Origin of the sequence: Bartonella henselae str. Houston-1 (genome assembly GCF_000046705.1) — a bacterium.
GTDB lineage: Bacteria > Pseudomonadota > Alphaproteobacteria > Rhizobiales > Rhizobiaceae > Bartonella > Bartonella henselae.
Genome location: NC_005956.1, coordinates 72,908 through 93,411 on the forward strand (window position 1 = coordinate 72,908; position 20,504 = coordinate 93,411).

Below are 20,504 nucleotides of genomic sequence, written 5' to 3' on the forward strand. Positions count from 1 at the left end.
TCCTTAATTTTGATTCACCTACAATACAATTTAATATACAATTATACACAGAAAAACAACTAGAATTCATGCTTTTTCATTATTTGATTTATGATTTTGGGAGATAATTTAGAGGATAGAAATTTTTCTTTTATGAAGAGAAAATATTTTATGGAGGAAGAGAATAATGGATCAAAATATTCCTTGTCAATTTTTTTCGTTTGAAAATACTGCTCTTGCAGTTCGGCATCGCAAAGGCCATTGCTTTCCTGGTTTGGTTTGGCTTTCTGGTTATCAATCCGATATGTTAGGAAGCAAAGCGATGTTGGTTGATAATTTTGCGCAAAAGAATGACTTGTCCTGTTTACGTTTTGATTACTCTGGTCATGGAGAATCTGAAGGTGATTTTTTTCAAGGAACAATTTCACGTTGGGTTAAGGAGAGTTTAGCGATTTTTGAGACCTATTGTGAAGGGCCACAAATTTTGATTGGTTCTTCTATGGGCGGGTGGATTGCATTGAAGCTTGCTATGATGTTAGCCCAGAAAAATAAAAGGCTTGCTGGCATGGTGTTGGTTGCGCCAGCTCCTGATTTTACGCAAACATTAGTGGAACCAAAATTGGGCCTGGAGGAATGGAAAATTTTGGAAGAAAAAGGGTATATTGAACGACCTGCAGTTGGTGATGAGGAGCCGATGCCTTTTACAAAAGGGTTGATTGAAGATGGACGAGACAACTGTGTTATGAAAGGATGTCTTGATATTGGTTGTCCTATTCATATTCTACAAGGAATGGAGGATGATAAGATACCCTATCAACATACATTGACTTTAATGAATCATTTGCCTTTACATGATGTAACGTTGACACTCGTTCGTGATGCAGATCACCGTTTTTCGCGTCCACAGGATTTAGAGTGTCTTGAAACAGTGTTAAGCATATTGATTGACCGAATTAATGCAGGATAAGGACCAAATAATTCATTGATGATAAAGATATAATGTATGACCATTTATGAACAGCATTTTATTTTCTCTGATCGCATTGTGCCGATAAGGGTACGCGAAAATAAGTACGCACGTCGTCTTATATTACGTATTGATGCGAGGGGTCGGGAAATTTGTGTAACAACGCCACCGGCAATAAACCTCTATTCGATTCAAGGTTTTATTGCAAAGCACCAATCTTGGATTGAAGCGCGCCTTGCTCGCGTGCAAATTGCTCACGCAAATTCTTATCTCAAAGAGGGTACAAAGATTCCTTTATTGGGTATTCCACATACCATACAGCGTAAAGAAGGACGCGGAATAACAGAAATCGTTGCAGGGGATGTACGACAAGAGCCCAAAATTGTTGTTTATGGGCAATTAGAATACCTGCCAAGACGCATTGCTGATGTTTTAAAAAAGCAGGCTGCACTCATTATAACGCCATTGGTGAAATGCTATGCACGTAAAGTAGAGCGTAAAGTGAAATCAATTTGTTATAAAGATACCAAGAGTCGTTGGGGTTCCTGTTCAATACATGGTAACCTTTCTTTTTCTTGGCGTCTTGTTATGGCGCCACAAGAAGTTATTGAATATGTTGTTGCCCATGAGGTCGCTCATCTTATTGAAATGAATCACGGACCAAAATTTTGGGCTCTTTGTGAAAAACTTTGCCCAAAAAGTGAAGCATATCGCACTTGGTTGAAGGAAAATGGTCATATGTTGCAGGCAGTCAATTTTCATTCATATAGGTTGGAGATATGAAAAAAACCTTGAAGAAGCCAATAATGAATGGAACTTTTTGTTAAAAACACCGTTATCTGTATGCTTCGTCACGTATGATGAAGGAACCATTGAAGCTCTCAGCACAATTGTCTTCCCCTGCTTGGTTTGCTGAGTGTCTTCAATGTTTTTGCTTTATCTTTTTTGTAATTCAGCTTAATAACTCTAATTTTATAACTCTCAATTTAGATTGGAAGAGCGCTTATGCCTGTTCTTACAGATCCACTTCAGATATTACAGGCACTTATTCGTTGTCCTTCTGTTACGCCTCATGAAGCGGGTGCTTTATCAACTTTGGAACAATTTTTAACAAAGATGGGGTTTCATGTTGAGCGTCCTATTTTTGCCGATAAAAATACAGAGGATGTTGAAAATCTTTATGCAAAAATGGGAAAAGAGGGCCCGCATCTTATGTTTGCTGGTCATACGGATGTCGTGCCACCAGGTGATTTGGAAAACTGGAAGTACCCTCCTTTTGAGGGTGTCATAGATCAGGGGAAATTATACGGGCGGGGTGCTGTCGATATGAAGGGCGGGATTGCTTGTTTTGTTGCGGCATTTGCTCGAGTTCTTGAGAAACGCACCATTAAAGGAAGGGTAAGCCTTTTGATTACCGGTGACGAAGAAGGTCCTGCATTGAATGGTACAGTTAAACTTCTCAAATGGGCAGAACAAAAAGGCGAAAAATGGACAGCAGCTCTTGTAGGAGAACCAACGAGCGTAAAAACTGTTGGTGATGTAATCAAGATTGGACGCCGAGGATCAATTTCTGGTATCATGACCGTTAAGGGGCGCCAAGGTCATGTTGCTTTTCCTGAGCGGGCAGCTAATCCATTGCCTTTAGCAAGTAAGCTTATACAATCATTGATACAAACGACTTTAGATGAAGGGACAGAGAATTTTCAACCCAGTAATTTGGAATTAACAGCAATTGATACAGGCAACCCCGCGATGAATGTTATTCCAGCGCAGGCAACGGTCCATTTTAACATACGTTACAATGATCTTTGGACAAAAGAAATGCTTATGGCAGAAATTGAAAACCGTCTTGCTTTAGTGCAATCGAAAAACAATAACGGTCAATACCCTTATTATCAGCTTGAGTGGATTCCAAGTTTAGGGGATGTTTTTTTGACTAAAAATGATAAACTCATTAACACATTATCAAATGCGATCAAAAGTGTGACAGGGAATATACCAGAATGCTCAACTTCAGGTGGCACATCGGATGCGCGTTTTATTAAAGATTATTGTCCAGTGATTGAATTTGGGTTACCTGGACAGACGATGCATATGGTGGATGAGTGTGTCACTGTTGATGCAATGGAAACTCTCACTTCTATTTATGAATGTTTCATTGTTGATTTCTTTGCGTAAACACACGCGTGTTTTTTCAAAAGCAGATCCTTCTCAAATCGAAAACCGTGAACGTTCTGTCACAATCAATGAAAAATATCCAGAACATTGGCTCGAATGAATGGAAAAGATAAGGCGTAATTCTGTCGAAAAAGGGTATGTGATTGTTCTCTCACAACTAATGTAACAAAAGGTGACAGGTTGAAACCATCAAGATTTTAGTGTGCCAATTGATTGATAATATAGTCAAGCAGAATGCGTCCTTTGTTTGTCGCTTTTAAGCGTTGGTTTTCTACCATTTCTACCAGCCCTTGTTGTTGTAAATCGATAAGTTTTTCCATGGGCAAGTTTTTAGAGCTTAAGCTTTTGTAGCGTATAAGATCCAAACCTTCGCAAAGACGCAAACCCATAAGGAGCATTTCGTTTGCTTGTTGTTCTGTCGTCAATTGTTCTGTCTCAATACAGCCATGTCCTGTCTTTTCTACCAATTCGAGCCAATGTTCTGGATATTTTTCATTGATTGTGACAGAACGTTCACGGTTTTCGATTTGAGAAGGATCTGCTTTTGAAGAGGCAGAAGAATGATTTTGTGAGTGCTCAATAAAGCGTCCATGAGCTCCTGGACCAAAACCCGCATATTCGTGATAACGCCAATAGAGAAGATTATGCACTGATTCCGCACCAGAAATTGCATGATTGGAGATTTCATAAGCTGGAAGCCCGTGTAGTGCGGTTATTTCTTGTGTGAGTTGATAGAGATCTGCTGCAAGTTCTGATTCGGGGAGAAACAGTCTTCCTGCGGCATGGAGCCGTTTAAATGCTGTTCCTTCTTCGATAGTTAGTTGGTAAAGAGAAAGATGGTCTGCTGCTAAATCAATGGCTTGAAAAAGTTCACATTTCCATTGTTCGAGTGTTTGTCCGGGGCGGGCATAGATAAGATCAAAGGATAAACGGGGGAAAATTTTCCGTGCTAAAGCAATAGCATGGAGAGCTTGTTTGACATCATGGAGACGTCCAAGTTGTCGTAGTGCTTTGTCATTGAGTGCTTGTACACCAAGAGACAAGCGGTTCACCCCTGCTACACGGTATCCACGAAAACGCTCTGCTTCTACACTGGATGGGTTCGCTTCCATTGTAATTTCAGCTTTATCATCGATGTTCCACGTTCTTGCCAATATCTGCAACAAGGCATCAACAGTTTGAGGTGTCATAAGCGATGGGGTTCCCCCACCAATAAAAATACTCTTAATACAACGTGGACCTATTTTATGATATTGTGTTTCTATTTCACGTTCAAAGGCGGTTACGAAACGTGGTTGATCAACACCATGAAGGCGAACATGCGAATTAAAGTCACAATAAGGACATTTGGCAGCGCAAAAGGGCCAATGGATGTAGATGCCAAAAGGTTCATTCATGAGAGTTTTAAAAGGTTTTCTGCTAAAAGTTTGAAGGCACATGCACGATGAGAGAGCGGTGTTTGATCATTGAGTTTCCAACCATGTTTTTGCTCCGTTGTCATTTCACCAAAGGTATTTTTATATCCATCTGGTAAAAAAACGGGATCAAAGCCAAAACCCTTATCTCCACGTGGTGGCCAAATGAATGACCCTTCAACACGTCCGTGGAAATAATCTGCATGAGCATCGGGCCATGCAATGCATATAACCGATATAAACCGGCATTTTCGTTGGCTTTTTTTATGTGCTCCGATTTTTTGGAGTTTCTCTTCTATTTTTTGCATAGCTTTTAAAAAGTCGCGTGTACCATCGGATTGAAGAGCGAGATCAGCGGTATAAACACCTGGTGCACCATTCAGTGCATCCACTTCTAATCCTGAATCATCAGAGAGGGCAGGAAGTCCTGTATTTTTTGCAGCTGCAAAGGCTTTGATATAAGCATTTTCTTCAAATGTTGTTCCTGTTTCTTTTGGTTCAGGTAATCCGAGCTCTTTGGCTGATTGTATTGTTAAACCAAAGGGAGCAACCAAGGTGGTAATTTCCTGCAATTTGCCAATATTATGTGTAGCAATGACGAGCTTTTTGTTTGCTATGCTTCTCATATACGTCTCTCTAAAAATGAAAGGAGGGTGTTATTTTCTGGACTAAAAATCAGTTTAAACGAACATATAATATGAGTTCTGCCAGATTTTACGAGATATAATTTTTTTTGCATTTTTATTAATATTTCGTTCAAATGAAATCTTCTATGTTTGATGAGGACAATTATTGCAAAGGCATATACAAAGTATCTTTCTTTTTGATGATAGCATAAATATGTATTATACTTTTACACTGCTTTAGACCATTTGACCAAACCTTGGCAAAATTTATATAAAAAGAGAGTGTTTTTAAAGTAGTGAATTAATTGTGATGAAGCACAAACTTATTGATGATGAACTAAAATATCTTGATGAACGTTCGCGAGATATTTTTCGCCATATTGTGGAGGCTTATCTTAATGATGGAGGGCCTGTAGGATCACGAAATCTTTCACGGCTTTTGCGGCAGACATTATCACCTGCGACGATTCGCAATGTGATGAGTGATCTTGAACATCTTGGTTTGATTTATGCACCTCATGTATCTGCCGGGCGAATGCCAACACAGTCAGGGTTACGTTTTTTTGTTGATGCGTTTATGGAAGCGGGTGATTTGCCAAATGAGGAGCGGGAGAATATTGAAGCTCAAGTCAAGGAAGCAGGTCATGCACAATCAGTTGAACATTTTCTTGTTCAAGCGAGCCAAGTTCTTTCAGATCTTTCACGTGGAGCAGGGCTCGTTCTCGCGACAAAACACGAAGGGACATTAAAGCATATTGAATTTGTACGCCTTGATGGGGAGCACGCTCTTGCTGTTTTAGTGACTCAACAAGGTGGGGTTGAAAATCGTATTGTTCATTTACCAGAAGGTGTTACCCATGCACAATTGACGGAGGCAACAAATTTTCTTAATGCGCATATTCAGGGGCTTACATTGAGTGAAGCTAAAGAGGAAATTGCACGTTTATGCTCAGAAACACGGGCTGCACTTGATCATTTGTCTCATCATCTTGTTGAAACAGGGTTAGCTCTTTGGGGAGGCGAAGGTGCTGATCATAAAATCCGTCTTATTGTTCGTGGGCGGAGTAATTTGCTTGAAGATGTAAAGGCAGAAGAAGATTTAAAGCGGTTACGACATTTGTTTGATGACCTTGAAACGCGTGAAAGTATGGCTCAGTTGCTCGATTTAACGGATGAAGGTTCGGGAGTTCGTATCTTTATTGGTTCAGAAAATAAGTTGTTTTCACTTTCTGGGTCTTCTTTAGTTGTAGCACCTTATCGTGATTCACAACAAAAAGTCATTGGTGCTTTAGGAGTTATTGGACCAACACGGCTTAATTATGCAAGAATCGTGCCTATGGTTGATTATACGGCTCAACTTGTGTCACAGTTGTTGCGTTAAAGTAACCAAATGAATATTTTTACGATAAACGCTTATTTTAGTTACGTAGCATTAAGATGCATAAATAGCCCTTGATTTTTGTCTGTAAAATTTCGATATCGAGAATAACAAATCTTATGAAGGAATGGAATTTTTATGTCTGATGAAAAAAACAAATTTACTGACGCTTCATTTGAAAATTGCGATTTGAAAAATCCATCTGATCGCGATGCACTTAAACAAGCTGCCGATAAGTTTTTAAAAGCGCATGCAGCAGAAGCTGATGCAGACGTTAAAGGAGGAGGAGAGGCATTGGTTGATCCCTTGGCTGCTTTGCAAGATGAAAATAAAGAATTGAAAGATCAGCTTTTACGTCTTGCTGCAGATATGGAAAACCTTCGACGCCGTACTGCGCGTGATGTGGCTGATGCGAAAGCTTATTCAATTGCTAATTTTGCACGGGACATGTTATCTGTTTCTGATAATCTCAATCGTGCTTTGGATGCTATTCCAGAAGGAGCAAAGGAGAATGATGCTGGTTTAAAAACATTAGCTGAGGGTGTTGAAATGACAGAGCGTGCAATGATAGCAGCACTAGAACGCCATGGGGTACAAAAAATTCATCCAGAGGGGCAAAAATTTGATCCTCACTTTCATCAAGCGATGTTTGAAATTCCTAACTCTGATGTTCCAGATAACACCGTTCAGCAAGTTGTTCAGGCTGGTTACATTATCGGTGAACGTGTTTTGCGTCCAGCTATCGTGGGTGTCGCAAAAGGAGGTGCGAAAGATATCTCTGTTGAAAGTGATTCGGATTAAAAAACATCAATAACGATTTCTTCTGACCTCAAAATATGGCAACATATGTAACTTTTCCACTTTCGTGAGGCGTTTTATAAAGAGGCGTTTTATAAAAGAGAGTTCTAAAGGGTGGAAGAACGCCCTTTTACCCTTGAAGTCTCCAGCTTCCTTTTACGATATAAGGAGCATTGCTTGAGGGAGAGGGCGATAACAATAAAACAAAATTGTTTACCTCAAAGGGGGGGAACGAAAAATTACTTCGAGAAGACAGATAGTAAGAAAGATCTTCAGGTTGAATATCGAGCAGCCTAGCAAGAGTGATATGCGGAGTAAATTGTCTTTCATCAGGAGGTAATCTTAGGTGATTGCGAATACACTGCATCTTTTTGTGTAAAAGGTTGAGAGTTTCACAAGGCTCAATACGGACAACAAGAGAATGTGGCGTATTTTCTGAACTAAAAATTTCAAAACTCTTTATGTGTAGGACAAAAGGAGGAAGCTTTATTGTGTCAAAGGCACGTATCAGTTCATCTGCGAGTAAGCTTTCAATCTCACCAAAAAAAGACAAAGTGATATGAAAGTTTTGTGGGTTAATCCATTGTGCTTTTGGTAAGCCATTTTGCAGCGATATGAGTTCTTGAGTTGTTTTTTGAGGAATCTGAAGGGCACTAAAAAGACGATACATAGTTTTCCTTAAAAAAAGATGCCACTGAAGCGTAATGGTTGAGAAGTTGAAGATTAATATAGCACTACCAATAGTGTAATGGTATAGAAAAAGAAAAGCCAAAAAATGGCGTGCGTAATTATGAATCTAAGAGAATGATTATAATTCCAATAAACGCCACATTTGCATGAATTCCATCGCAAAGATATGCATTGAGAAGATCGCTTGTGCTTTCGTTATTAGCGTCACAAATACAGCTAATAAGGAAAACTAACAGATTTTTGATTATGAGATCGTCTTTATCTTTTTTAAAAGGAGATTCAAAGCGACTTTAATATTTTTATCTCTATGAATGTTTAAGCGTAATGACCTTCATAAGGCTCAACGAGTATTCAAACTGGTTAAATATCGATGGGAAAGAGGAGCACACGCAGAAATATTATGCACAACACAACCGCTAAAAGCACTTTTTCCCATGGTAATTATAACGCCAATTCATAACGAATATGAATGTTGATAGGACTTAAGAGAAAACGAGAAATCCGATAAAAATAATGATGAGGAAAAGTCTCTTTTTATTTTTAGAGATGATCATACTTTTTTTGTGTAAAGCTCTAGTTCTCTTCTCCAAATTTATTATTTATGAGTTTTTCAAGAGCATCGAGCGCATCACTTGCTTCTGGTCCCCAAACGCGGATAGTGAGATTACAACCCGATGAAGCTGCTAACATCATAAGTCCCATAATTGATGAGCCCCCAACGGTTTGTCCATCCTTTTCAACTTCAACGATGGCGTTGAAATTGTCAACAATTTGGACAAATTTTGCAGAAGCACGTGCGTGCAACCCACGTTTATTACAGATATTGAAATGGCGACTGAGTATAGATGGTGGTAGAGGATCTTTGGAAAGCATGAGTTTAATTATCTGTTATAAGGTCATACTTGGTACATTAATATATTTACGCCCCGCTTCTTGCGCTATTCTTAAAGCTTCTGATAATGAAATATCAGGACATTGGCGAATAGAAATCAGTTTAATAAGCATGGGTAAATTAACTCCCGCAATCATTTCAACACGTCCTTTTTCAATGGCAGGAATAGCGATATTTGATGGTGTTCCACCGAACACGTCTGTTAATATGATTACGCCATGATTTGTATCTGTAGAGGAGACTGCGGCTATAATATCGCCTCGGCGTTGATCTATGTCATCATCAGGATAGATGCATATTGTTGCGAATTTTTCTTGTGTTCCAACAACATGTTCTACAGCATGCAGAAATTCAACAGCCAGCTCCCCGTGCGTTACAAGCACGAGTCCAATCATTTTATAAAAACTCCTGTTAAGTAAAGAGATATGATGAGAAAAACATTTTACAAAGCTTTGTTTTGTTGCCAAGAAAAATTTGCAAAAAAAAGGCAAAAAGTATGATTTTTTCTTTATTCGAAAAAAATTAGACAGATTTCAACCATACTTTTCTAAAAAAGAATGCCTCAATAGCTTGGCAAATGGCTGTACAATCTGCTTCATGGAGGCTAGGGAGTTTTAAAAGAGGAATGTGTAGATCTGCAAATTTGAAAGTCTGATTTGTGGAAAAGCGCTCATATTCAGGACCGAGAAGAATGACACAATCGATGGTTGTTTGTTTTTCAAACTCTATCGTATAAAGTCCGACTCCACGAATTTCGATACCACCCTGTAAACCTTCTGGAGTGGATCCTTGAAGTTTTCCATTTTCCACACGCAGCATTGTATAATCATCACTGATAAGTTTTGCTTCACGTTTTGACCATCCAGCACGGTCGAGCAAGGAGAGTGTGAGAGTTGATTTTCCTGAACCAGATGGACCTATAATCAGCAGACCTTTTCCTCCCAATTGGAGGCAATTTGCATGGAGTATTTTATTTTTTGTTTTCATGCCTTTTACTTTGGGTAAAGGGTTTATCGAGCGAAGGGAAGGACAATAATAAAACGTGCGCCAGTTTTACTATTTTCAAGTTCGGGGTCAACAATATTTTCTGCTGTAATTGTCCCATTATGAGCCTCAATGATTTGTCGACTAATAGAAAGACCGAGTCCTGAGTTTTGTCCAAATGTATCTTCGCTTGGTCGATCAGTATAAAAGCGTTCAAAAATGCGTTCAATATTTTCTGAGCGAATACCAGGGCCATTATCTTCAATAATTAAGACAAGATTTGCAGCATTACTTTTCATAGTTATACAAATTTTGCCGTTATCATGGGGAATGAAAGAACGTGCATTTTCAATGAGATTGGAAATTACTTGCCCTAAACGGAGTTCATGTCCCAATACAAGGTAAGGTTTTCCATGAGGACGTGGGATAATATTAAGGCTTATATCAATGTTTTGCCTATTACGGTACACTTCCTGAACAGCATGAACAAGGCTTTCCAAAAGTAGTGTTACATCAACAATTTGCGCCGTTTCACGAGCAAGTTCTGCATCAAGTCGCGATGCATCAGAAATATCAGTAATCAAACGGTCAAGACGACGCACATCATGTTGAATAATTTCAATCAATTGTTCCTGTGCTTCTTCATTTTTAGCCAAAGGAAGGGTTTCAACAGCACTACGCAGTGAGGTAAGCGGATTTTTTAATTCGTGGCTTACATCAGCAGCAAAGCGCTCAATGGCTTCAATACGCATATAAAGGGCATTGGTCATGTCACGAATAGAGGTTGAAAGATGACCAATTTCATCTTCGCGCATTGAAAAATCGGGAATTTCAACACGCTTATTATTGCCATTGCGCACACGATTGGCGGAGGCAGATAATTTACTCAATGGATGCGCAATCGTATGGGCTAAAAAGAGAGAAAGTACCAAAAGCACGCTGCCTACGACGGCAAAAACTTTAAAAATAACCAGTCTTTCACCTTTTACAATGTCATCAATATCCGAACCGGTGGTTGAAAGAAGAAGCGCACCTACCACAGCTCGATAGCGTTGAACAGGCACGGCGACAGAAACGATTAATTGACCTTGTCTGTTGCGTCGTTTAGCGGTTGCAAGTGATCCATTAAGAGCTCGGTAAACTTCTGGATGAACAATACCCCGTTTTTTTGCTTGCTCCCTATCGATGGCAAGACCATTGCCATAAAGTGCATTTGAAAACCATGAATAGAGGCGCTCCCACAGTTTTTTTTCAGTTTTAAGTGGGGGTAAATCATAGCTGAAAACTTCACCACTAGAATAAAGAACGCGTGAATCAAGAAGCAAAGTAGCATCACGATCATAGATACGTGCCCTTGTCGTTTTAGGTGTGATGAGGCGTCGTAAAAGAGGAGCAACTTGTTCAGGATTAATGGGAAAGTCCCAAGAGTCTGTTGATTGAGGTGCAGGTGTAACGCTTTCTCCAGCTTGTAATTCTAAAAGCTTTTGGGGATCAATGAGAATAGAATTTGTATCTACTGTTGCAGAAGCAGCAATGGCTCCAGCGATAATTTTTCCTTGGATACATAAGCTTTTGATTTTCGCTTCAATTAAACCGTCACGAAATTGATTAAGATATAAAATGCCTGTAACCAGAATAGCAAGGGCAGCAAGATTTAAGATGACAATACGGCGTGTAAGACTGGAAAAAAGCAATTGTCTGAGAAGACGTTGTGTCCGAAAGCGCAAATCGGAAAGTATAGAAAAGGGAGATGAGGGAAGACCATTTGGTGTTATTTTTTGCAGGGTTTCCAGTTGAGTATTTTTTGTCATCGATTTGATTGCCGTTCAAATTTCTGCGACAAAATAGCATTATACCTCGTGGAATCGATAACCTACACCGTAAAGTGTTTCAATCATTGCAAAATCATCATCCACTTGTTTAAACTTTTTACGCAGACGTTTAATGTGACTATCGATAGTGCGGTCATCTACATAGACTTGATCACTATAGGCTGCATCCATCAAAGCATCACGACTTTTCACCACTCCTGGTCTTTGTGCTAAGGTTTGTAGAATCAAGAATTCTGTAACGGTTAGGATAACAGGTTTATCTTTCCATGTACAGGTGTGACGTTCTTGGTCCATCACAAGATCTCCGCGTTTAAGAGAAGAGGTGGGTGAAGCTCCTGTTGTAAGCGGTTGATTACGAGTACTTGCACGGCGCAAAATAGCTTTCACCCGCTCAATGAGAAGACGTTGAGAAAAAGGTTTGGTAATAAAATCGTCTGCTCCCATTTTAAGACCAAACAGTTCATCAATTTCATCATCCTTAGAGGTAAGAAAAATAACTGGAATATCAGACTTTTGACGTAAACGGCGCAAAAGTTCCATCCCATCCATTCGGGGCATTTTAATATCGAAAATAGCTAAATGTGGGGGGTGGAGTGTTAAACCTTTGAGAGCAGATGCTCCATCTGTATAGCTTTCAACTCGGTAGCCTTCTGTTTCAAGCGCAAAAGATAACGATGTCAAAATATTGCGGTCATCATCAACAAGTACAATCGTTTGTGTGATTGTTGGATTATCTTTCATGACTTTTTAGACCTTTCTATTGCCGTGTTTTTTATTGCCATGTTAGCAAATTATTTACGCTATTTAACCTAAGGTATTTATATGGGAGTTCACATTTTTTTTGCAAAACAAATATGATACAAACTTTAGCTGATACGATACAAATTGTAGCTGAGTAAAAAACTTTTCACCTTTACGATAAAAGATTGTTTTATCTCTGCAATTTTATAACGCTTTTGCACACATTAAGATCCCTTTTCGGAGGATAAATTTTTAAGGAGCCGTTTTTTGATCAAAATTTGTGGTTGTTTCTGTACCAGAATTAAACAGGAGGAGAATGCAACAGGTTCACTTTTAAACGTTGAAGTTTAAAAAATTTCCCTATCTGTTTTAAAAGCAGAGAAAAGAGTGTGGTGATATATTTGCAAAAATTTGCACGTGTTGCACGAAAGGAGGCGATAATGGGTTTTTTTAATTTTATTAAAACGGTTGGTGAAAAACTTGGTATTGGAGATTCTGAGCCAACAGAAAAAGATTTTAAAACTGCGTTCGATAATTTTCAACTTGGCACAGAAAAAGTGAATATCCAGGTTGAAAATGGTAAAGTTGTTTTGAGTGGTGAAGTTCCAGATAGGGAAACACTTGAAAAAGCACTTTTAGTTGTGGGCAATGCGCAGGGTATCTCTTCTGTTGATATTGGCCAATTAAAGGTTGCAGATACTGCATGTATGAAAGCTTCTCGTTTTTATGAGGTTAAATCTGGTGATAATCTTTGGAAAATTGCTGAAGAAGTTTATGGAAAAGGGCAAGGTGATAAAAATACATTTATTTTTGAAGCTAATAAGCCAATGCTAAAATCTCCTGATAAAATTTATCCTGGACAAGTTTTACGTATTCCTGAAATTGACCGTGCTTAATGTAGGACAGAGGATAAATTTTTATTTCTTCATAGCATATTTACGGCATTAAAAAATGAGAAGTATGAAAATTTTTTCATACTTCTCATTTTCATATTGAAATGTGCCTTGAATGGTGAGGAAAAAATTTAAGGCGTAGGAGCTGTTTTGGAAGGTAATCTGTCTACCGTAGCATTTACAGAGAATTCAACATCAACTGTTCCCGCTTTTTCAAATGTTAATGTTGCACTAATTTTGTCGCCTAGCTTGAATGGTTGTGAAAGCCCCATGAACATAATATGATCACCCCCAGGCTTAAGGGTAATTTCCCCATTTCCTGGGATTTCAATGCCATTGTGCATTTTTTCCATTTTCATAATATCGTTAACAACTGCCATGGAGTGGATTTCTGTTGTTTGTACTCCGTTGGTTGAAACAGAAACCAAACGATCTGGGGTATTGCTATGATTAATGATATAGAGATAGCCGCTGCCCACTTTTATGCCTCTGGGTGTTGCGCGTGTCCAAGGATGAAGGATTTCTATCTCTCCAACTTTATATTGTTGAGCAATTGCAGGGTGGGGGTGGGCTATGGAAGCAAGAAGAAGAACCCATACCACATTTTTGATAACTTTTTTGAGTAGATATTGTACGAAAGCTGAAATTTGAAGTATGAGATCTTTCATTTGCTCGACGATAAATGTTATCATTTATTTACCCTCCTTAATGTGAAATTCACTTTATGTCTATTTCTAGCAGAAATTTTGTTCAAAATAAAAGAAAGAATTATGAGGGTTATACTAATCTGAATGTGAGAATAGGAAACATGGGGGCTTTTAAGTTTTGGAGCAGGGCAATAAGGCTTTAAATAAAAGTGCAGTTAAAGGCGAAAGGAACATTCTTAATATATTTGCAAATTGAAGAAGTATGCCAGTCAAGAAGAAGGGCATGTTGAGTGTATTCAAAATATGGCTTTTAAACAGCAATGAACGATTAAGTGGTTAAAAGCATGGCTATTGAGAGTAGATTGACAGATAATATCTTCTTAGTATTTAAAAAGGTTACATTTGATTCTATAAGTCTTCACTAGAAGAAATATTGCCTTCTTTGATTGTGTGAGAATATAACGTTCATGAGAAGTTTAGCTAAGGAAGACTATGATATTCATAGCATGAATCTATCGTGTTTGAACAATATTCTTAAAAATTTTTCACCTGAGTATCTCTGGTGATAAAAGAATAAGGCAGACATGCACGCATGATCTTTTTTAGGCTAATATATTCACGAGAATTACAGGAAAGATATACTATAATATGCGAATATTCGATAAATATGGCGTTTGCATGCCTATTTTAAAAGAAAAGTTTTATTTTAGGAATGTTTCTCTCATTATTCTCTTGTAGCAATAAGAGCCTGTTCTTATATACGAAGCAGCAAGACGTGTTAGGGCTTGCAGTTTATTAATATAACTTGAGGTGAGTTCAGACTTTGAGTGTAATTGATTAAGGAGCTGTCTTAGAGAGATGCTTAATGAAGGTTTGAGGTAGCTTGCTGAATGGAGATTATAGTATGGCAAAAGTAATAGGTATTGATTTAGGAACGACTAACTCTTGTGTTGCTGTTATGGATGGCAAAAACGCAAAGGTTATTGAAAATTCAGAAGGAGCGCGGACGACACCTTCTGTTGTTGCCTTTACTGATGGAGGAGAGCGACTTGTTGGGCAACCTGCTAAGCGGCAAGCGGTAACGAACCCCGAAGGGACGATTTTTGCAGTTAAACGTTTAATTGGGCGCCGTTTTGATGACCCAATGGTTGAAAAAGATAAAGCTCTTGTGCCTTATAAAATTGTTAAAGGCGACAATGGTGATGCATGGGTTGAAGAAGCGGGTAAGAAATATTCTCCTTCGCAAATTTCAGCTATGATTTTGCAAAAGATGAAAGAAACTGCCGAATCTTATCTTGGTGAAAAAGTTGAGCAAGCGGTTATTACGGTTCCTGCTTATTTTAATGATGCACAACGTCAGGCTACCAAAGATGCGGGTAAAATTGCAGGACTTGAGGTTTTGCGGATTATCAATGAGCCTACAGCTGCTGCTTTAGCGTATGGTTTGGATAAAAAAGACGGAAAAACGATAGCTGTTTACGACCTTGGTGGTGGTACATTCGATATTTCTGTGCTTGAAATTGGAGATGGTGTTTTTGAAGTTAAGTCAACCAATGGAGATACGTTTTTAGGTGGTGAAGACTTTGACATGCGCTTGGTTGGTTATTTTGCAGATGAATTCAAGAAAGAACAAGGGATTGATCTGAAAAATGATAAACTAGCTTTGCAGCGTTTAAAAGAAGCAGCAGAAAAAGCAAAGATTGAGCTTTCTTCTTCACAGCAAACAGAAATCAATTTACCCTTTATTACAGCAGATCAATCTGGTCCTAAGCACTTAACGATGAAGTTGACTCGAGCAAAATTTGAATCTCTCGTTGATGATTTAGTGAAGCGCACTGTTGAGCCTTGTAAAGCAGCATTGAAAGATGCAGGACTGAAAGCGGGTGAGATTGACGAAGTTGTTTTAGTGGGTGGTATGACGCGTATGCCAAAGATTCAGGAAGTTGTGCAGAGCTTCTTCGGCAAGGATCCACACAAAGGCGTTAATCCGGATGAAGTTGTGGCGATGGGTGCAGCTATTCAAGGAGGTGTCTTACAGGGCGATGTAAAAGATGTGTTGCTCTTGGATGTCACGCCTTTATCTTTGGGCATTGAAACTTTGGGTGGAGTTTTCACACGTCTCATTGAACGCAATACCACTATTCCAACTAAAAAATCACAAGTTTTTTCAACCGCTGATGATAATCAAAATGCTGTGACTATTCGTGTGTTCCAAGGTGAACGCGAAATGGCTAATGATAATAAGTTATTGGGTCAATTTGATCTTGTTGGTATTCCACCAGCACCACGTGGTGTGCCTCAGATTGAGGTTACTTTTGATATTGATGCGAATGGTATTGTCAATGTTTCGGCCAAGGATAAAGGAACTGGTAAAGAACATCAAATTCGTATTCAGGCATCAGGTGGTCTAAGTGATGCTGACATTGAAAAAATGGTAAAGGATGCAGAAGAGCATGCGGCTGAAGACAAAAAGCGTCGTGAAGGTGTTGAAGCTAGAAATCAAGCAGAAGCTCTTATTCATTCAACTGAAAAGTCACTTACGGAATATGGTGATAAGGTATCAACTGAAGAGAAAGAACAAATTGAAACTGCAATATCGGACTTGAAGTCTGTACTTGATAGTACTGATACTGAAGAAGTAAAAGCGAAAATGCAGAAATTAGCAGAAGTTAGTATGAAGCTCGGACAGGCTATGTATGAAGCTTCACAAGCAGCAACACCAAACACAGAAACAGATACAAAGAGTGATGATGTTGTTGATGCTGATTTTGAAGAAATTAATGACAAGAAGAAATAAGTGTAGAAACTGTGTTGTTCAGGTAATAAACCCAGCCTTTGAAATAGAGGGGTGGGCTTTATTATTTGAGATCAGTTGCAACTTTATCGCTAAAAATATAAATTGAAAGCAAATCTTATCCATAAAGATGGATAACAAAAACTTATCAGGAATACATGATGAAGGTCGATTATTATGAAATTCTTGGCGTGACTCGCGAATGTGATGATAAAAAACTGAAGTCTGCTTTTCGTAAGCTGGCGATGCAATATCATCCTGATCGCAATGCAGGGGATAAAGAGGCAGAACGGAAATTCAAAGAAATTGGCGAAGCTTATGAAGTTCTTAAAGATCCTCAAAAGCGGGCAGCTTACGACCGCTTCGGTCATGCGGCTTTTGAAAATAACAATAACGGGGGAGGAAGTCCCTTTAGCGGTTTTTCTGCTGGTGGATTTGCTGACATTTTTGAAGATTTTTTTGGCGAAATTATGGGGGGTGGGCACCGTAAACGCAGTGATGGCCGTGAGCGTGGCGCAGATTTAAGTTATAATATGGAAGTGACCTTGGAAGAGGCATTTTCAGGAAAAACCGCGCAAATTAATATTCCTAGCTCTGTTGTGTGCGATGCTTGTGAAGGATCAGGTGCAAAAAAGGGCTCTAAACCACAAACTTGTGGGACTTGTCATGGGGCTGGTCGTGTACGTGCTGCACAAGGTTTCTTTTCCATTGAGAGAACATGTCCTGTATGTCATGGACGTGGCGAAACTATTAAAGATCCATGTCCAAAATGCCAGGGAACGAGACGGGTAGAAAAAAATCGTTCATTGAGTGTAAATATCCCAGCTGGTATAGAAGATAGTACGCGTATTCGTCTGTCTGGTGAGGGAGATGCTGGTATTCGTGGTGGTCCTAGCGGTGATCTTTATATTTTTCTTTCTGTTAAACCGCATGAATTTTTTCAACGAGAGGGGGCAGATCTTCATTGTCGAGTTCCTATTTCAATGGTGACAGCTGCTTTGGGAGGAGAATTTGAAGTTTCCGACCTTGATGGTATCAAAGCACGTGTTAAGATTCCAGAAGGGACACAAAATGGACGTCAATTCCGCCTGAAAGGCAAAGGAATGCCTATGTTACGCCGTCAACAAGTGAGAGGTGATCTTTATATTCATATCACTATTGAAACACCGCAGAAATTGACGCAAGAGCAACGTGAATTGTTACAAAAATTTGAAAAGCTTTCAAATCACGAAAATTCACCACAATCACATGGTTTTTTTTCACGGATGAAAGAGTTTTTTGAGAATATTTCTGGTAAAAATGAGTGAGTGTCCATCAGAATGAATGGAGGGAGAGCATCCTTTAACGATTACTTTAATTAAATTTTCTATTGCATCACAATCTTTGGAAGGGATAACATTCTTTTTGCTTGAAGAGAGAAGAATTTCTAATGATTGATAGAGAATAAATTCCTATTGGGGGTTCGTTTTTATGTTTCATTTCATATCTCTAAGGGCAAGTGTTGGGTTGAGTACTATGAGATGTGAACAGGAACTTATCCATGGACAATAAATTAGCTATACTGGCGATTTTTCCAATGTCACTTTTAACGATACTTTAGATATGTGAAATTTTTTTTGATTTTTTTCCTAAAAATCCTATTTTTCTGATTTTTGCAATCAAGCTGTTGTTTAAATACAAACTGTAAAGTCGCTTGCTTGAAGAAAAGGCTTAACGGGTTAGAATAAGCAAAATTCACGCGTACTGTAGAAGTTTAGTGAAATATTTTGGATACTTTCAGGGTATATTTATATCAAATTTTAGAGATATTTTTCATACGAATGTACGTAAGCCACTGTCATTTATTCAAATATTTTTTAGAGAATGGAATTCAAGTAATCGAAGCTGTGCCTTATTGATTAGTTGCAGTCAATTCTGTTTATGTGAGAGGACATGAACGAATACTAATATTTTATGGCTTCAAGGTTGTGATGATATTCTAAATCTTTATTCTTATCTTCTGAGGATGGATGGCTATAAATTAACGAATTATGTGTAGTGCTTTAAGATAACAAAAATAACAATTTTCTTGTTGGATATTTTTATTTGCAAAAGCGATTTTACGATTAAAGCTTATCTATATTTTGTATAGTAAAAAACATTTATTTTTGGCACTGGACAATGTGATTTTACTATATTTTTTTGATGTGATTCTGTTATTTTGCGCAGTGTTTTATAAAAAGCTAGGACCTCTCTCCAATTGAGAACCGACATGTGTGTGTACTTTGTAGCGCTGTTTTTCCATAAAGCGCATGCGATAGGTAATACATTGATTGATAAGGATAATTCATTGTTTTGCAACTTGAATAAAAGCTATGAATATCGAAAATTCTCCTTATGAATCGTCTCTATGCAAGAGTCGTCGTGATGTTGGAAGTTGGCAAAGAGAATGTGGTGTTAACTTGCACTAAGCGTAAATATGGTAGTGCTTAATAGATTTTCGATTATACCATTTACGGGCGTCGTCATGAAATGGGCTTAGGTGTATAGAAGGATATCTCTTTAAAACAAGTGCATGAATTGGCAACACAATAGCATATATATTGTGTGAAGATGAGTAACTTCATTAAATAAGGTAAGAAACAAGAGAGTGAGAAAATGCGCAATCTCCATTATTAAAAAAGATATTGCTTTAAATGCTTTTCAAAAGCGTAAAATAGAACCAAAGGAATATGGTAAAGTTGGAAGCTGGTTTCCATATTTAAAACTTCGTATTCTTCCTAAATTAGGCTGTATCTTCTTTTCAGAGATTACACAAACAGATATAAACAATATTCTCGCCTTAATTTAGTATGCAAAAGCTAATACAGCTTGTAAAGCACTAATATTTCTTAATCTCAGTCTAAAACACGCGGTTACGCTGAGTTTAGATTTTACGTTACAAGCAATAGAAAAGACAAAGGCTTTATTGCTAAAACAACACCATAAATTTAAAAACATACCCACTATGGATTGGAGAGACATTCCGGCTTTTTATAAAACACTTTGCAAAACAACAAGTATAACACAACTGGCTCTGCGTCTGCTTATTCTTACAGGTATTTGTACATATCCTATACGTTATATCTATTAAGATCAGATTGATGGATAATATATGGACAATCCCTGCGTGGGGTATGAAAGGAGCGTGATACTACAACAGATTTTTGCGTGTCTTTAGCTATTTTCTATAAACAACATTTCGCTCTAAGATAGTTGTATATTTTAAGACAAACATTAAGATAGTTTAGTGTTTTCTTTGTTATGAAAGCTTTTAAGTATCAGATTGGGATGACAATATTACGAATATTTGTTTGGATCAATTCTGAAATAGGTATACAGTTTAATTTTGGAAGAATATGAAGTCGTAATATAGAAATCAGCTTCCAACTTTACCATATTCCTTTGGTTCTATTTTACGCTTTTGAAAAGCATTTAAAGCAATATCTTTTTTAATAATGGAGATTGCGCGTTTTCTCACACTTTTATTTATCGCGTTTTTTAATAATGTTATAGCCGTCACGTAGAACAGCATGCTATTAAAGTATTTATATGCAAATTTTCTTTAAAGAAACATTTTAATTAAATTCTAGCTCCATTCATCTCATGACGATGCTCGTAAATGGTATAATATAAGTCCTATAGGACGGCACCATTTTTACGCTTATGAAG

The 20,504-nt window shown here is 38.1% G+C and carries 18 protein-coding genes; 9 read left to right on the forward strand and 9 right to left on the reverse strand.

All coding sequences use genetic code 11. From position 1 onward, the window contains the following. Nucleotides 1-166 precede the first annotated feature (166 nt). The 3 genes from AYT27_RS00250 to dapE all read left to right on the forward strand — a co-directional run bounded on the left by AYT27_RS00250 (nucleotide 167) and on the right by dapE (nucleotide 3,124). Nucleotides 167-946: an alpha/beta hydrolase gene (locus tag AYT27_RS00250; protein ID WP_011180013.1), complete on the forward strand. Its 780-nt coding sequence runs from the start codon at nucleotides 167-169 to the stop codon at nucleotides 944-946. A 36-nt stretch (nucleotides 947-982) separates the two neighbouring features. Further along, the gene (locus tag AYT27_RS00255) at nucleotides 983-1,729 is read left to right on the forward strand and encodes a M48 family metallopeptidase (RefSeq protein ID WP_011180014.1); all 747 of its coding nucleotides are present in this window, start codon (nucleotides 983-985) and stop codon (nucleotides 1,727-1,729) included. Between the two features lie 222 nt (nucleotides 1,730-1,951). Continuing rightward, nucleotides 1,952-3,124: a succinyl-diaminopimelate desuccinylase gene (dapE, locus tag AYT27_RS00260; RefSeq protein ID WP_011180015.1), complete on the forward strand. Its 1,173-nt coding sequence runs from the start codon at nucleotides 1,952-1,954 to the stop codon at nucleotides 3,122-3,124. Between the two features lie 197 nt (nucleotides 3,125-3,321). Here the strand turns inward: dapE and hemW are convergent, their stop codons facing one another. Both hemW and rdgB read right to left on the reverse strand, forming a co-directional pair. Beyond that, nucleotides 3,322-4,521 carry a radical SAM family heme chaperone HemW gene (hemW, locus tag AYT27_RS00265; protein WP_011180016.1) on the reverse strand — a complete coding sequence of 400 codons (1,200 nt, stop codon included), beginning with the start codon at nucleotides 4,519-4,521 and terminating at the stop codon, nucleotides 3,322-3,324. Next, complete coding sequence (gene rdgB / locus AYT27_RS00270) at nucleotides 4,518-5,165, reverse strand: RdgB/HAM1 family non-canonical purine NTP pyrophosphatase (protein WP_011180017.1); 648 nt, start codon at nucleotides 5,163-5,165, stop codon at nucleotides 4,518-4,520. Before rdgB ends, hemW begins: the two co-directional genes overlap by 4 nt. 310 nt (nucleotides 5,166-5,475) lie before the next feature. On the opposite strand from rdgB, the gene hrcA reads away from it, so the two are divergent. After that, nucleotides 5,476-6,546 (forward strand): heat-inducible transcriptional repressor HrcA, encoded by a 1,071-nt coding sequence (hrcA, locus tag AYT27_RS00275; protein ID WP_011180018.1) that lies wholly within the window; start codon nucleotides 5,476-5,478, stop codon nucleotides 6,544-6,546. Nucleotides 6,547-6,681: 135 nt separating this feature from the next. Beyond that, entirely contained in the window at nucleotides 6,682-7,344 is a 663-nt protein-coding gene (grpE, locus tag AYT27_RS00280; protein WP_011180019.1) for a nucleotide exchange factor GrpE, read from the forward strand. Between the two features lie 127 nt (nucleotides 7,345-7,471). On the opposite strand, the gene thpR is transcribed toward grpE, so the two are convergent. From thpR to AYT27_RS00310, 6 genes are all read right to left on the reverse strand, one after another. Further along, nucleotides 7,472-8,011, reverse strand: coding sequence for an RNA 2',3'-cyclic phosphodiesterase (gene thpR / locus AYT27_RS00285; RefSeq protein WP_011180020.1), 540 nt, complete (start codon nucleotides 8,009-8,011; stop codon nucleotides 7,472-7,474). Nucleotides 8,012-8,604: 593 nt separating this feature from the next. After that, nucleotides 8,605-8,904, reverse strand: a complete 300-nt coding sequence (locus AYT27_RS00290; RefSeq protein ID WP_034447596.1) for an HPr family phosphocarrier protein — start codon at nucleotides 8,902-8,904, stop codon at nucleotides 8,605-8,607. Between the two features lie 15 nt (nucleotides 8,905-8,919). Continuing rightward, the gene (locus AYT27_RS00295) at nucleotides 8,920-9,318 is read right to left on the reverse strand and encodes a PTS sugar transporter subunit IIA (protein WP_011180022.1); all 399 of its coding nucleotides are present in this window, start codon (nucleotides 9,316-9,318) and stop codon (nucleotides 8,920-8,922) included. A gap of 127 nt (nucleotides 9,319-9,445) precedes the next feature. Next, the gene (locus AYT27_RS00300) at nucleotides 9,446-9,910 is read right to left on the reverse strand and encodes an HPr kinase/phosphatase C-terminal domain-containing protein (RefSeq protein ID WP_011180023.1); all 465 of its coding nucleotides are present in this window, start codon (nucleotides 9,908-9,910) and stop codon (nucleotides 9,446-9,448) included. 23 nt (nucleotides 9,911-9,933) lie between these two features. Beyond that, complete coding sequence (locus AYT27_RS00305) at nucleotides 9,934-11,718, reverse strand: sensor histidine kinase (RefSeq protein WP_011180024.1); 1,785 nt, start codon at nucleotides 11,716-11,718, stop codon at nucleotides 9,934-9,936. Nucleotides 11,719-11,757: 39 nt separating this feature from the next. After that, the gene (locus AYT27_RS00310) at nucleotides 11,758-12,480 is read right to left on the reverse strand and encodes a response regulator transcription factor (protein ID WP_011180025.1); all 723 of its coding nucleotides are present in this window, start codon (nucleotides 12,478-12,480) and stop codon (nucleotides 11,758-11,760) included. 440 nt (nucleotides 12,481-12,920) lie between these two features. On the opposite strand from AYT27_RS00310, the gene lysM reads away from it, so the two are divergent. Continuing rightward, a complete protein-coding gene (lysM, locus tag AYT27_RS00315; protein WP_011180026.1) occupies nucleotides 12,921-13,376 on the forward strand; it encodes a peptidoglycan-binding protein LysM in 456 nt (151 codons plus the stop codon). A 128-nt stretch (nucleotides 13,377-13,504) separates the two neighbouring features. Here the strand turns inward: lysM and AYT27_RS00320 are convergent, their stop codons facing one another. Beyond that, on the reverse strand, nucleotides 13,505-14,065 hold the full coding sequence (locus AYT27_RS00320; protein WP_011180027.1) for a copper chaperone PCu(A)C: 561 nt from the start codon (nucleotides 14,063-14,065) through the stop codon (nucleotides 13,505-13,507). Nucleotides 14,066-14,924: 859 nt separating this feature from the next. Here AYT27_RS00320 and dnaK point away from each other — a divergent pair. From dnaK to AYT27_RS09080, 3 genes are all read left to right on the forward strand, one after another. Then, nucleotides 14,925-16,817: a molecular chaperone DnaK gene (gene dnaK, locus AYT27_RS00325; protein ID WP_011180028.1), complete on the forward strand. Its 1,893-nt coding sequence runs from the start codon at nucleotides 14,925-14,927 to the stop codon at nucleotides 16,815-16,817. A 158-nt stretch (nucleotides 16,818-16,975) separates the two neighbouring features. Continuing rightward, complete coding sequence (gene dnaJ, locus AYT27_RS00330) at nucleotides 16,976-18,121, forward strand: molecular chaperone DnaJ (protein ID WP_011180029.1); 1,146 nt, start codon at nucleotides 16,976-16,978, stop codon at nucleotides 18,119-18,121. A gap of 1,322 nt (nucleotides 18,122-19,443) precedes the next feature. Further along, nucleotides 19,444-19,644 carry a hypothetical protein gene (locus AYT27_RS09080; protein WP_223396414.1) on the forward strand — a complete coding sequence of 67 codons (201 nt, stop codon included), beginning with the start codon at nucleotides 19,444-19,446 and terminating at the stop codon, nucleotides 19,642-19,644. Nucleotides 19,645-20,504 lie beyond the last annotated feature (860 nt).

Excerpts from the sequence above, each read along its gene's own strand:
- AYT27_RS00295 (WP_011180022.1), bottom strand. The coding sequence starts at position 9,318 with ATGATTGGACTCGTGCTTGTAACGCACGGGGAGCTGGCTGTTGAATTT.
- hemW (WP_011180016.1), bottom strand. The coding sequence starts at position 4,521 with ATGAATGAACCTTTTGGCATCTACATCCATTGGCCCTTTTGCGCTGCC.
- thpR (WP_011180020.1), bottom strand. The coding sequence starts at position 8,011 with ATGTATCGTCTTTTTAGTGCCCTTCAGATTCCTCAAAAAACAACTCAA.
- dnaK (WP_011180028.1), top strand. The coding sequence starts at position 14,925 with ATGGCAAAAGTAATAGGTATTGATTTAGGAACGACTAACTCTTGTGTT.
- AYT27_RS00305 (WP_011180024.1), bottom strand. The coding sequence starts at position 11,718 with ATGACAAAAAATACTCAACTGGAAACCCTGCAAAAAATAACACCAAAT.
- rdgB (WP_011180017.1), bottom strand. The coding sequence starts at position 5,165 with ATGAGAAGCATAGCAAACAAAAAGCTCGTCATTGCTACACATAATATT.
- AYT27_RS00310 (WP_011180025.1), bottom strand. The coding sequence starts at position 12,480 with ATGAAAGATAATCCAACAATCACACAAACGATTGTACTTGTTGATGAT.
- dnaJ (WP_011180029.1), top strand. The coding sequence starts at position 16,976 with ATGAAGGTCGATTATTATGAAATTCTTGGCGTGACTCGCGAATGTGAT.
- dapE (WP_011180015.1), top strand. The coding sequence starts at position 1,952 with ATGCCTGTTCTTACAGATCCACTTCAGATATTACAGGCACTTATTCGT.
- AYT27_RS00320 (WP_011180027.1), bottom strand. The coding sequence starts at position 14,065 with ATGATAACATTTATCGTCGAGCAAATGAAAGATCTCATACTTCAAATT.
- AYT27_RS00250 (WP_011180013.1), top strand. The coding sequence starts at position 167 with ATGGATCAAAATATTCCTTGTCAATTTTTTTCGTTTGAAAATACTGCT.
- grpE (WP_011180019.1), top strand. The coding sequence starts at position 6,682 with ATGTCTGATGAAAAAAACAAATTTACTGACGCTTCATTTGAAAATTGC.
- hrcA (WP_011180018.1), top strand. The coding sequence starts at position 5,476 with ATGAAGCACAAACTTATTGATGATGAACTAAAATATCTTGATGAACGT.
- lysM (WP_011180026.1), top strand. The coding sequence starts at position 12,921 with ATGGGTTTTTTTAATTTTATTAAAACGGTTGGTGAAAAACTTGGTATT.
- AYT27_RS00300 (WP_011180023.1), bottom strand. The coding sequence starts at position 9,910 with ATGAAAACAAAAAATAAAATACTCCATGCAAATTGCCTCCAATTGGGA.
- AYT27_RS00255 (WP_011180014.1), top strand. The coding sequence starts at position 983 with ATGACCATTTATGAACAGCATTTTATTTTCTCTGATCGCATTGTGCCG.
- AYT27_RS00290 (WP_034447596.1), bottom strand. The coding sequence starts at position 8,904 with ATGCTTTCCAAAGATCCTCTACCACCATCTATACTCAGTCGCCATTTC.